Origin of the sequence: Streptomyces graminofaciens, assembly GCF_030294945.1 — a bacterium.
Taxonomy (GTDB): domain Bacteria; phylum Actinomycetota; class Actinomycetes; order Streptomycetales; family Streptomycetaceae; genus Streptomyces; species Streptomyces graminofaciens.
Genome location: NZ_AP018448.1, coordinates 10,799,309 through 10,811,296 on the forward strand (window position 1 = coordinate 10,799,309; position 11,988 = coordinate 10,811,296).

12 protein-coding genes are annotated in these 11,988 nt (G+C 71.5%); 4 read left to right on the forward strand and 8 right to left on the reverse strand.

Annotated features, from left to right (window positions below):
- Positions 1-10 precede the first annotated feature (10 nt).
- A complete protein-coding gene (locus tag SGFS_RS47665; RefSeq protein WP_286258927.1) occupies positions 11-1,372 on the forward strand; it encodes a sensor histidine kinase in 1,362 nt (453 codons plus the stop codon).
- Between the two features lie 58 nt (positions 1,373-1,430).
- A complete protein-coding gene (locus SGFS_RS47670) occupies positions 1,431-2,099 on the forward strand; it encodes a response regulator (protein WP_286258928.1) in 669 nt (222 codons plus the stop codon).
- Positions 2,100-2,192: 93 nt separating this feature from the next.
- Here SGFS_RS47670 and SGFS_RS47675 read toward each other — a convergent pair whose 3' ends face one another.
- Positions 2,193-3,299 (reverse strand): NAD(P)/FAD-dependent oxidoreductase, encoded by a 1,107-nt coding sequence (locus SGFS_RS47675; RefSeq protein ID WP_286258929.1) that lies wholly within the window; start codon positions 3,297-3,299, stop codon positions 2,193-2,195.
- A 128-nt stretch (positions 3,300-3,427) separates the two neighbouring features.
- Here SGFS_RS47675 and SGFS_RS47680 point away from each other — a divergent pair, with 128 nt between their 5' ends.
- Entirely contained in the window at positions 3,428-3,916 is a 489-nt protein-coding gene (locus SGFS_RS47680) for a phosphatase domain-containing protein (protein ID WP_286258930.1), read from the forward strand.
- A 21-nt stretch (positions 3,917-3,937) separates the two neighbouring features.
- On the opposite strand, the gene SGFS_RS47685 is transcribed toward SGFS_RS47680, so the two are convergent.
- From SGFS_RS47685 to egtA, 5 genes are all read right to left on the reverse strand, one after another.
- On the reverse strand, positions 3,938-4,153 hold the full coding sequence (locus SGFS_RS47685; RefSeq protein ID WP_286258932.1) for a dodecin: 216 nt from the start codon (positions 4,151-4,153) through the stop codon (positions 3,938-3,940).
- 202 nt (positions 4,154-4,355) lie between these two features.
- Positions 4,356-5,321, reverse strand: a complete 966-nt coding sequence (gene egtD / locus SGFS_RS47690) for an L-histidine N(alpha)-methyltransferase (RefSeq protein WP_286258933.1) — start codon at positions 5,319-5,321, stop codon at positions 4,356-4,358.
- A complete protein-coding gene (gene egtC, locus SGFS_RS47695) occupies positions 5,318-6,226 on the reverse strand; it encodes an ergothioneine biosynthesis protein EgtC (RefSeq protein WP_286258934.1) in 909 nt (302 codons plus the stop codon). Before egtC ends, egtD begins: the two co-directional genes overlap by 4 nt.
- On the reverse strand, positions 6,226-7,572 hold the full coding sequence (egtB, locus tag SGFS_RS47700; protein ID WP_286258935.1) for an ergothioneine biosynthesis protein EgtB: 1,347 nt from the start codon (positions 7,570-7,572) through the stop codon (positions 6,226-6,228). The genes egtC and egtB overlap by 1 nt, the downstream gene beginning before the upstream one ends.
- Entirely contained in the window at positions 7,569-8,843 is a 1,275-nt protein-coding gene (gene egtA / locus SGFS_RS47705) for an ergothioneine biosynthesis glutamate--cysteine ligase EgtA (RefSeq protein WP_286258936.1), read from the reverse strand. Before egtA ends, egtB begins: the two co-directional genes overlap by 4 nt.
- A gap of 312 nt (positions 8,844-9,155) precedes the next feature.
- Here egtA and SGFS_RS47710 point away from each other — a divergent pair, with 312 nt between their 5' ends.
- Positions 9,156-10,010, forward strand: coding sequence for a TIGR02452 family protein (locus SGFS_RS47710; RefSeq protein ID WP_286258937.1), 855 nt, complete (start codon positions 9,156-9,158; stop codon positions 10,008-10,010).
- Here SGFS_RS47710 and SGFS_RS47715 read toward each other — a convergent pair.
- Positions 9,964-10,410: a type II toxin-antitoxin system PemK/MazF family toxin gene (locus SGFS_RS47715; protein WP_286258938.1), complete on the reverse strand. Its 447-nt coding sequence runs from the start codon at positions 10,408-10,410 to the stop codon at positions 9,964-9,966. The genes SGFS_RS47710 and SGFS_RS47715 overlap by 47 nt on opposite strands.
- A 115-nt stretch (positions 10,411-10,525) precedes the next feature.
- A complete protein-coding gene (locus SGFS_RS47720) occupies positions 10,526-11,929 on the reverse strand; it encodes a flotillin family protein (protein ID WP_286258939.1) in 1,404 nt (467 codons plus the stop codon).
- Positions 11,930-11,988: the final 59 nt, after the last annotated feature.

Here is an 11,988-nt window from a genome sequence, read left to right on the forward strand (position 1 = left end):
AATGGGACCGATGAGCCTCAGCGACAGCGCGCAGGCCGGGACCGACCGGGACCGGGGGACGGCGACGACACCGTCCCCCGGCCTCGACCCGGCCGCAGTGCACCCCGTACTGGATCGGATGCTGCACGACCAGAACCGGCTGCGGCGCCTGGACCGCAGGCGGCCCTGGCTGCTCGACACCGCCGTCGTCCTGTTCGCGGCCGCGCTCAGTGTGCCCGTGCTGGTCACCGGGCAGGCCCCGGGACCCCGAGACCACATGACGGACCCGACCTCGCTGCCGCTCGTGGCACAGCTGTTCTTCGCCGCGGCCTTCGTCGTACCGCTGTGGTGGCGCCGACGCGCTCCGGCCGCCGCCTTCTTCGTGATCGCGCTGTTCGCACTCGCCCAGTGGTCACTGGGCGTGCAGATGCAGGAGGGCGCCAGCCTGGCCATCGCGCTGTACAGCCTGGCGCTGCGCGGCTCGATCAGAACCGTGGCCTGGGCCGCCGGGCTGCTCACCGTCCAGCTGACCGTGGCCGTCTACTTCCTCCTCCCCGTCGACAACAACCCGGTGGTCGTGCTGGCCCTGGTGGTGGGCAACGCGATCGCGGCCATCGCCCTCGGCCTGGCCATCCGCACGCGCAGGCTGTACACGGCCGCGCTGGAGGACCGCGCCGAGCGCCTCGAGATCGAGCGCGACCAGCGGGTACGGCTCACCGCCGCCGCCGAGCGCTCCCGGGTCGCCCGGGAGATGCACGACATCGTCGGGCACAACCTCTCCGTGATGGTCGGCCTCGCCGACGGTGCGGCGACGCTCGCCACAGGCAAGAACGACGATTCCGCCGAGGCCCTGCGGCTCATCGGCGACACGGGACGCCAGGCCATGGGCGAACTCCGCCGTGTCCTCGGCGTACTGCGCGAACGCCCGGAGGGGGCGGACCGGATGCAGCTCAGCCCACAGCCCGGGATCGGCGAACTGGACGCGCTGCTGGCCCGGGTCCGCGCGGCCGGCCTGGCGGTGACGTACCGGACGACGGGCGACCCCGAGGCGCTCGGCGACGGCGTGCAGCTCACGGTCTACCGGATTGTCCAGGAGGCCCTCACCAACACGCTCAAGCACGCGGGCACGGGCGCGCGGGCCGAGGTCGACGTGACCGTCGCGGACGGGCGGGTCCGGGTTCGCGTCGTCGACACCGGGACGGGCGGGCGGCGGCCGGTGGCGGGCGAGTCGGGACACGGGCTCGTCGGCATCCGGCAGCGGGCCGCCATGTACCACGGCTCCGTCACCATCGGGCCGCGCGGCACGGACACGGAGGGCGGCTGGATCGTGAACGTCCTTCTCGACGCACCGCCCGCCGCTACCGGCCCGAGCCACGGGGAGCAGGCCTCGTGACCCTCACGCCACGGCAGACGACGCGGAACGCACGGAAAGCGCAGGTGGAACAGACCGCATGACCACCGTCCTCATCGCCGACGACCAGCCGCTGCAGCGTCTCGGCTTCAGCATGCTGCTGAAGGGCACTGCCGGCATGACCTGTGTCGGCGAGGCCGAACACGGCGCCGAGGCCGTGCGCATGGCCGCCGAACTGCGGCCGGACGTCGTCCTCATGGACATCCGCATGCCCGGCACGGACGGCATCGAGGCCACCCGGCGGATCGTCGCCGCCGGCGGCCGGAGCCGCGTTCTCATCGTCACCACCTTCGACCTCGACGAGTATGCGTACGCCGGACTGCGCGCCGGGGCCAGCGGGTTCCTGCTCAAGGACGCCAGGCCGGAGGAACTGATCGCGGGCATCCGTGCCGTGGCGAGCGGCGAGGCGGTCGTCGCCCCCACCCTGACGAGACGTCTGCTGGACACGTACATCCACGAGTCGACGCCACCGCCCGCCACCGCCGCGCGCTCCGACCCGAGGCTCGCGTCGCTGAGTGAACGCGAGCACGAGGTTCTCGTCGCCATCGGCCGGGGCTGGACCAACACGGAGATCGCCGAGAGGCTCGTTCTCACCGAGTCCACGGTGAAGAAGCACGTGGGCCGCGTCCTTGCCAAAGTCGGTGCCCGCGACCGTATCCAGGCCGTGATCGTGGCGTACGACGCCGGCCTGGTCCGCCCGCAGAGCTGAGCACGGGCGGAGTGCGGACGCGGGAACGGCGGCCCCGGTCGCTCGCCGCGAGGCAGAGTCACCGGGGCCGCCGTGCCGTACGTCGCCCGGGACTCAGGAAGCGGCGTATCCGAGTTGCTTGCGCATGTACGGCGTCATCAGCGTCCTGGCCTTCGCGAGTGTGCTGGTGCGCCCGCCGAGAACGGCCGTCTCGCCGCCCGGCACGGGGATCAGCGTGAGTCCGTCGGACGGTCCGAACGGCACGATCATCGGGGTGCGTTGGATCGGCCGGTACAGGCGCGGCTCCTTGCGATGCTTGCCCGAACTGCCCAGGTAGGCGCGGATGTTGTGGGCGGCGATGTCCGCCTGGGCGAGCGCGACGGGGGAAATCTTCAGCTCGGAGACGTCGTTCACGTCACCGACCGCGAACACGTCGAGCCGCCCGTCGACCCGTAGCATCCGGTCCACCTTGATGTGCCCGGCATCGTTCAGCCAGGCGCCGTGCCCGGACAGCCGCAGCCACAGCGTGTTCGGGGTGGTGCCGGTGGCCCAGAAGGAGAGGTCGGCCTCGATGAGGTTGCCGCGGCCGTCCCGGAACGTGCCGAAGTCGGGCCCGGGGGAGATGAATGCGTCCAGCCGCACCTCCACGTCGTGCGACTCCAGCCAGGACTGTGCCCGCCGCCCGGCCCACTTGCTGCCCGTGGAGTTGAGCAGCGTGGACCCGGCGTGGGCGAGGGTGACCCGCGCGTCCGGCCGGGCCAGCCGGACCTCGGCGGACAGTTCCACACCGCCCGGCCCACCGCCGACGATCAGCACATGGTCGGCGGCGGCGACGTTCTCCTGATGCGCGGCGAACGTCTTGGCCGCCTCCTCGGTGGTGGTGCCGAGGAACCGGGCGGGCTCGGGGTAGTCGGCACCGGTGGCGATCACCACCACGTCGTAGGGCAGTCGTTCGCCGGTGGCCAGTCGCACCTCCCGCTCATGGGTGTCGATGCCGACCGCCTTGCCCACGACGACACGGCCGTTGCGCAGCAGCCGGTCGTACGGGATGAAGGGCGCTGTCGTCCACTCCTCCTGCACCCCGGCGCGCAGCGCGGCGATGCGATGGAAGAAGACCTCCTTGCGGTCCACGAGAGTGACCCGTGCGACCTCGTCGAGTTGCCTGGCCAGACGGATGCCCCCGTATCCGCCGCCGATCACGATTACTTCGCCGTCAAGCACACCGATTCTCCTGTGCTGGGTGGGGGGAGAGATGATGAGCGTAACGTTTGAAACTTAAAGCGAAGGGTGGGCTTTGTGCTTGTTGTGTGAAGTGACGAAGCGAGTCGGGGGCTGCTTAGGGTGGTTCCGTGAGCGACAACGACCGGCCTCTCGCCGTATTCGATCTGGACAACACCCTCGCCGACACAGCGCACCGGCAGCGGTTCCTGGAGCGCAAGCCGCGCGACTGGGACGCGTTCTTCGCGGCCGCGCCGCAGGACCCGCCGCTGCCCGAGGGCATCGCGTTGGTGCTGGAGAGCGCCGAGGAGTGTGAGGTCATGTATCTGACCGGGCGCCCCGAGCGCTGCCGCCGCGACACCGTCGACTGGCTCGCCGCGCACGGGCTGCCCGAGGGTCGGATCTGGATGCGGCGCAACGACGACCGCCGGCCCGCCCGCAGCACCAAGCTGGAGATCCTCCGACGGCTGGCCCGCACCCGTGAGATCCGCGTTCTCGTGGACGACGACGAGTTGGTGTGCGCGGACGCGGAGCGGGCGGGCTTCAGGGCCGTACGGGCGCGGTGGGCCGCCGAGTCCGCGGCGCTGAAGGTGGCGCAGGAGGGGGAGGGGCGGACCTGAGGCCGTCACGCGTACGGCGGGTCAGTCGGACTCCTCCAGACGGAAACCGAGCTTCAGGCCGACCTGGTAGTGGGCGATCTGGCCGTCCTCGATGTGCCCCCTGACCTGTGTCACCTCGAACCAGTCCAGGTTGCGGAGGGTCTGCGCGGCGCGGGCCACGCCGTTGCGGACGGCCTGGTCCACGCTCTCGTGCGAACTGCCGACGATCTCGGTGACCCGGTAGGTGTGGTCGGACATGCGGTTCTCCTTGGAGTGCGCTCCGACGTGGCCGTTGTGCCACACGTCATTCCACGGTGCCTCAGAGCGGGGCGGCGCGCGAGACGACGGGGTATTTGGGCCGTGCGAGAAGCGGGTCCGGGGCGGAGCTCCAGGGATGGGACGGGTAGGGGCGGCGGGGCGGAAAACCTGCCTGCGCCCTGCCGCCACCCACCTCCCCCGTCTACCCCCGCACGACACTCAGCGACAACGCGAACCGTCCTCCCCGGTCCGTCCACCAGTGAGCCAATTCCAGCCCTGCGGAAGCCAGTTCACCCCCGATGCCGTCCCTGCGGAACTTCGCCGAGATCTCCGTTCTCAACTCCTCCCCGGCCGCGAAGTCGACCGCGAGATCCAGCGCGGGCACCTTCACGGCCTGGGCCCTCACGGACCGCAGCCGCATCTCGATCCACTCCTGCCGCGCGTCCCACAGCGCGACATGGGTGAACGCGTCGGCGTCGAAGTCCGCGCCCAGCTCACGGTTGATCACGGAAAGCACGTTCTTGTTGAACTCGGCCGTCACCCCGGCCATGTCGTCGTACGCCGCCACCAGCACCGACTCGTCCTTGACCAGATCCGTGCCGAGCAGCAACGCGTCCCCGGGCGACAGCAGAGCCCGTACGCCGGCCAGGAACACGGCACGCTCGGCGGGCGGCAGGTTCCCGATCGTGCCCCCCAGGAACGCCACCAGACGCGGCCCGGGCGTGTCCGGCAGCGCGAGTCCACCGGTGAAGTCGGCGATCAGGGCATGGACATCGAGCCCGGGCCGCTCGGCGATCAGCGCCTCTCCCGCCTGCCGCAGCGCGCTATCGCTCACATCGACCGGCACGTACGTGTGCAGCGAGGGCATCGCGTCCAGCAGATGCCGGGTTTTGTCCGACGAACCCGAGCCCAGTTCGACCAGCGTCCGGGAACCGGTCGCCGCGGCGATGTCAACCGCCCGGTGGATGAGAATCTCCCTCTCGGCCCGGGTCGGGTAGTACTCGGGCAACTCGGTGATCTTCTCGAACAGTTCACTGCCGTGGGCGTCGTAGAACCACTTCGGCGGCAGGGTCTTCGGCGTCCGGGTGAGGCCCCGCAGGACGTCGGCGCGCAGCGCGGCCTCCGTGGCGTCCTCGGGCAGGGTCCGGGTGAGGAGGAACGGGCTCACGCGAGGGGCTCCTTCGGTCGTACGGGTGCCATGGCGTCGATCGGATCCCCCAGACCGTGCGGGGCGGCAGGCTGCCCCGGCGGGCCCGGCGGCGGACTCCCCGAGTCGTGCGGGGCCGGAGCCCCCGAGAGGCCCAGGGCCGGGCTCTCCAGGTCCTCCCACCCCTTGAGCGGTGTGAGCAGTACGTCCGTGCGGGTCGCCACGAGCAGTGTGCGGTCCGGCACCTCCGTCCAGTGCGGGTCGTCGTCGTACGGCTCGGAGGCGACGACGGTGCCGCTGCCGGGCTCGGTGAGATACCACAGGGTGTCGCCCCAGGCCGTCGCGGTGATCGTCTCGCCGTTGACGAGCAGCAGGTTGAGCCGGGACCCGGGGGCCGCCCGGGCGACCTCCAGGACCGTGTCGGAGAGCGCCCGGCCCTCCTCGTCGCCGGCCCGCAGCCGGTTCAGGACCAGGGCCCACACGAGCGCGGAGTCGCAGCGGGACTCCAGAGACAGCAGCTCCGCCGCCGGAAGGCCCTCGGCGAGCGGGGCCAGCGAGCGGGGCCACCCGGCGACGGCCCCGTTGTGGCTGAACAGCCAGCGCCCGGCGGCGAACGGCGCCGCCGCGGCCTCGCCGTCCGCGCCCCCCACCGTGGCGTCCCGTACGGCGGCCAGCAGCGCCCCGGTGTGGACCACCCGGGCGAGATCCGCGAAGGACTGGTCGCCCCAGATGGGCACCGCCCGGCGGTACCGCCCCGGCACCGGGTCCCCCTCGGCGTACCAACCGACCCCGAAACCGTCGGCGTTGACGGTCCCGTACCGCTGCCGCCGGGGGGCCCACGACTGCCGGTAGAGGCTGTACGGAGGGGCCACCAGTACCTTTCCGAGCGCCGACCGCAGGCCCAGATAGGCCACATGACGGCACATCAGACAGTCTCCGGGGAGGCGTCGCGTGCCGTGCGGAAGCCGGAGAAGATCTGTCGCCGGATCGGATAGTCCCAGTTGCGGAACGTGCCCCGGCAGGCCACCGGGTCCACGGCGAACGAACCACCGCGCAGCACCTTGTACTCGGGGCCGAAGAACACCTCCGAGTACTCCGGGTACGGGAACGCCCGGAACCCCGGGTAGGGCAGAAAGTCGCTCGACGTCCACTCCCACACATCGCCGATCAACTGCCGTACACCCAGCGGCGACGCCCCCGCCGGATAGCTGCCGACCGGGGCCGGGCGGAGATGGCGCTGGCCGAGATTGGCGTTCTCCGGTGTCGGGTCGCTGTCGCCCCACGGATAGCGCGTCGAGCGGCCCGTCACCGGGTCGTGGCGGGCCGCCTTCTCCCACTCGGTCTCCGTGGGCAGCCGGCGCCCGGCCCAGCGGGCGTACGCGTCGGCCTCGTACCAGCAGACATGCAGGACCGGCTCGTCGGGCGGGACGACCTCGGTGACGCCGAAGCGCCGCCGCAGCCACTGCCCGGCGTCGCAGTGCCAGAACAGGGGCGCCCGGATGTCGTGCGCCCGGATGTGCGCCCAGCCCTCGGCGGTCCACCAGCGCTCGTCGTCGTAGCCGCCGTCCTCGATGAACGCCTGGTACGCGGCGTTCGTCACCGGAGTCGTGTCGATGTGGAACGGCGGGACGATACGACGATGGGCCGGCCGCTCGTTGTCCAGCGCCCACGGTTCGGCGGACGTCCCCATGGTGAACGGGCCACCGGGGACGAGGACTTCGGCCGGTCCGGTGAAGGGCGGAACCGGCGCGGGATCCGGTGCGGTCAGGACCGCCGCGCCCCGGCGGAGCTGATGGGTGATCAGCATTGTCTCGTCGTGCTGCTGTTCGTGCTGGGCGATCATGCCGAAGGCGAAGCCCGCCTCGGTGAGCCGCGTGCCGTGGAAAGCGGTGCTCTCCAGCACGTCAAGGGCCCGGCCGCGGACCTCGGCGAGATACTGGCGGGCCTCCTCGGGCGGCAGCAGCGGCAGCGAGGGCCGCTCCGCGCGCGGATGCTCGAACGCGTCGTACAGCCCGTCGATCTCGGGCCGTATCGCCGCACGCCCGGCGACGTTTCGCAGCAGCCACAGCTCCTCCTGGTTGCCGATGTGGGCGAGGTCCCACACCAGCGGGGACATCAGCGGCGAGTGCTGCGCGGTGAGGTCGGGTTCGTCGACGCAGGAGGTGAGGAGCGCGGTGCGGGCACGAGCCCTGGTCAGGGCGTCGAGAGCGCGCTCCCGGAGTATGTCGGGGTCGGCCGAGCTCGCGGAAACCGGGTTCTCGGGCGCGGTCATACGGAGATGTCCTTCCCATGGTGCAGATCGAGCAGATCGTCGGCGGGGCAGCGGCCCCGGGCCACATATCGCTGGGTGTACTCCGCGACGGCGTCCTGTACGGCGGTGCTCGCGCCGAGCCGGGGCAGCGCCTCCAGGGCCGCGGCGAAGCAGACGGCCGCCGCATCGCGCAGCTCGCGGTCCGCGAGGCCCGAACGGGCGGCCGCGACCCACAGCGGATTGCGGGGGGCGGGCTGCGAACCGGCCCGCTCCGCAAGGGGCTTGACGGTCCGATAGGCGATCTCGGCGGCCTCCGCGTCCTCGAACAGCGCCACCGCCACGGCCAGTGGCACGATCCACCCGTCCTCACCGGGCTGGGCGTCGATCATGCGCAGCTCGAGGTGGCCGCGCGGGCGTACCGGCGGGAAGACGGTCGTCATGTGGTAGTCGAGGTCGGCGCGGCTCGGCGGGGTGTCGGATCCGATCCACTCCCGGAACGTCATTCCGCGCGGGACGCCCCAGGGGCCCTCGTCCGCCCGTACGCACATCACCGGCGCGTCCAGGACGGTCCGGGCCCAGGCGCCGCGCGGATCGCCGTCGCCGGACGGGGCGGTCGTGCGGCCGGGGTCCATCGCGGCCCACAGCGCCTGCCGCGTCGAACGCCACCCGGTGGGCCGGCCGAGGGCCAGCGGGGAGTGCGCGAACGCGGCCACGAGCACCGCGCCCAGCTGATGCGCGAGCCACCAGCGCCGCTCATGGCCGAGGGGGCCCGGCTCCTCGTACCCGGCGTCGAGGCACACCTGGACGGAGGCGGAGGAACACATCATCGCGCGGCCCTCGGGGCCGAAGCGGTCGAGGTACTCCTCCATCGCGTCGTACCGGGGCTCGTGGAGATAGCGGACCGGGGGGTTCCAGGGATCGTGGCCGAAGCCGCTGAGGGCCAGGTCCGCCTCGCGCAGTGCCGCGCGTACGGCGGTGAGATCGGCCGATACGGATCCGACGCACTCCATCAGCGAGCCGGCCGGGGCTGAGCTGAGCTCCAGCTGACCGCCGGGCTCCACGGTGAGCGCCGAGGTCAGGGGCAGGGTCCGCAGTGCGGCATAGGCCGCTTCGCGTCGTTCGGGTGGTGCCGGGAGCCGCGGCTCGCGCAGCTCGTGGACGTGCCATTCCAGTTCGACACCTAGAGTGCGGGGCGGGCCGGTCTTGAAGCAGATGCCCCGGACCAGGGCCTCCACCTCGGCCTCGGTGACGCCGGAGCGGGGCTCCGTACAGCCACTCGCGGAATCGGACATGTCGGGATCCTCCTGAGATTCCACCATGCCGCCGGTCCGCCTACCTGATCGGGTGGACCGGCAGTGTTCGTCCCAGCCAAAACCCTTAGACCCGTTCCGCACAAGGGTGCATATCGGGGCGATATGGATCGGGAATCTTTGTTTCCGGGATCTACGGGCACCTCGCCATGCCGGGACGGCCGACGAGATCCAGTCGGGAACGGACGGCGAAACTCCGTTGCGGTCACTCACCAGCATCACCCACGATGCGTCCATGAGCACGACGGGGGAGCGCGCACGGGCGGCGCTCGTGGCGCATGCGGGGGTGGCGGCATGAGCGCACGCCTACGGGGAATCGCACAGGAGACCGAGAAGATCGTCGAGGCGGGGTATTACCGCGCGCCCGACGGCCGAGAGGTCTCCATCGCGGCCGAGGTCGCTGCGGCCCGCGCCGGCACCCGCCTGTACGGCCCGGACCCGGTCGGAATTCCGCAGGTCGGCCCCGTGGAGACGGAGATCGAGGTGACGGGGGAGAGCAGCCTGGAAGCCGCCCGCCGACTGACGGGCGGGACCCCGGTCGCGGTCCTGAACTTCTCCTCCGCCCGCAACCCCGGCGGCGGCTATCTGAACGGTGCCCAGGCCCAGGAGGAGGCCCTGTGCCGTGCCTCCGCGCTCTACACCTGTGTACGGGAGGCCCGCGGCTTCTACGACCACCACCGAGCCCATCGTGACCCGTTCTACACGGACCGTGTCATCCACTCACCGGCCGTGCCGGTCTTCCGCGACGACCGCGGCCGACTCCTCGACGAGCCGTACACCACCGGATTCCTGACCTCCGCCGCCCCGAACGCGTCGGTCGTCCTGCGTACGACACCGGAGCGCGCGCCCGACCTCCCACGCGCCCTCGCCGTCCGCGCGGAACGCGTACTGGAGACGGCCGCGGCGCACGGCTACCGGCGCCTGGTGCTGGGCGCGTGGGGCTGCGGCGTGTTCGGCAACGACCCGACTCAGGTGGCGGGCGCGTTCCGGGCACTCCTGGGCGAGGGCGGCCGCTTCGCCGGGTACTTCGAGCACGTGACGTTCGGAATCCTGGACCGTACGAGAGGCTCGGTGGTCCGGAGTGCTTTCGAGCAGGTGTTCGTCAATGCCAGCCGTACCGCTCCCTCAGCCGGTGCACCACGGAGTTGAACCGCATCCGGTCCAGGGCACACGCCTCGCGCCGCATCCCCGCCTCGTGCAGCCGCAGCACCCGGTCCACATCCACCCATGAGTCCCGCCCCGACCGGTCCCACGGCCCGCTCCCGATCGGCACCCACTCGCGGTCCCCGTCGTGCCGCTTGCTCGACAACTGCACCGCGAGCAGCGTGCCCGCGGCCTCCCGGGCGACCACGAGCACGGGCCGGTCCTTGCCCCGCCCGTCGTTCTCCTCGAACGGCACCCAGGTCCAGACGATCTCACCGGGATCGGGATCACCGTCGTGCGCGGGCGCGTACTCGGTACGCACCCGCCCCACCCCACGGGGGTCGGCCTCGGTGGTGGCGGACGGGCCGTAGTGGCCGGGGATCTCTTGATCGGCGTAGGAAGTCACGGGGCAACGCTAACCCGCGCCCCGTAAGGGGCGCGGGACGGTATCGCGTGCGGCTCCGCAGCCCGGGCGCGATCAACCCCGTAGGACCCGGGAGCCGACAACCCGAGAGTCGGAGTTACGGCGAAGTCTCCTTCTGGATCTCCCGCTTGACCTGCCCGTTGACCTGGCCGTTGACCTCCCCGTTCTGATTGTTCATGGACGACAGCATCTGCCGAGCCAGCCCCAACCCCGCACCGCCCATCGTGAGCGCCTTCGCCAACATGTCCGCCATCCCGTCGGCACCGTTCAGCACAACCATGTTGTCGACGTTGCCGAACGCGGACGCGCCCGCCTCGACGATCTCCGGCCACCGTTCGGCGAGTTGCTGCGCGATCACCGCCTCCTGGTTCTCCGCCAGCGCGGCGGCCCGTGCCTTGATGCCCTCGGCCTCGGCGAGCCCCTTCGCCCGTGAGGCCTCGGCGGCGGCCAGTCCCTTCGCCTTGCGGGCCTCGGCCTCCGCCTCACCCGTGGCGCGGGTCGCGGTCGCCTCGGCGGCGGCCGCCAGCTCCGTCTCCTGGGCCTTGGCCTGGGCGGCGGAGATACGCGCATCGCGTTCGGCCTCGGCGAGAGTGCGCTTCTCATAGGCCTTGGCGTCCGCGGGCTTGCGGACGTCCGCCTGGAGCTGCTGCTCGCGCCTGGACGCCTCAAGCTCCGCGACCCGGGTCTCCTGGACGACGACCTCCTGCCGGGCGCCTGCCTCGGCGAGCGGACCGGCCTGCTTGGCCTCGGCGGCGGCCTTGTCCCGCTCGGCCTGGTAGCCGGCCTGCAGGATCTCGCTGTCCCGGGTGGCCTCGGCCATGCGCGCGGCGGCCTGCTGCTCGGCCTGGGTGGCGAGGCGGTTCGCCTCGGCCTGCGCGATCCGGGCGTCCCGCTGGACGGCCGCGGCGTGCGGCATCGCCAGGTTCTTGATGTAGCCGGTCGGGTCCTCGATCTCGTGGATCTGCAACGAGTCGACGATGAGACCGAGCTTCTCCATTTCCGTACCGCACGCCGCCCGGGTCTGCCCGGTCAGCTTCTCGCGGTCGCGGATCATGTCCTCGACCGTCAACCCGCCCACGATGGACCGCAGATGGCCGGCGAAGACGTTGTGCACCCGCTCCGACACCCGCTTCTGCTGGTCGAGGAAGCGGCGGGCCGCGTTGGCGATGGACACGAAGTCGTCGCCGACCTTGAAGATGACCACGCCGCGGATCTTCAGCGGGATGCCCTGAAAGGTCACGCACTCCACGGCCAGCTCGGTCTGGTTGAGATCGAGCGACAGCTTCCGCACCGCCTGCATACCGGGCAGCACCAGCGTCCCGCGCCCGGTGACGATACGGAACCCCATGCCCGGCTCGAGGCCCTCCGTCCGGTGCTTGGAACCGGAGATGATGAGAGCCTCGTTCGGTTCCGCCACGCGCCACATCAGTTTGAACAGTCCGACCAGAACGAGGACGGTGGCAACGACCCCGCCCGCGACGATGCCGACGAACATCGGCATACCCCCCTTGGCCAGGTGCCCCTTTCGGCACCGAATGAACGGGAGTGTGCGCCCGGCCA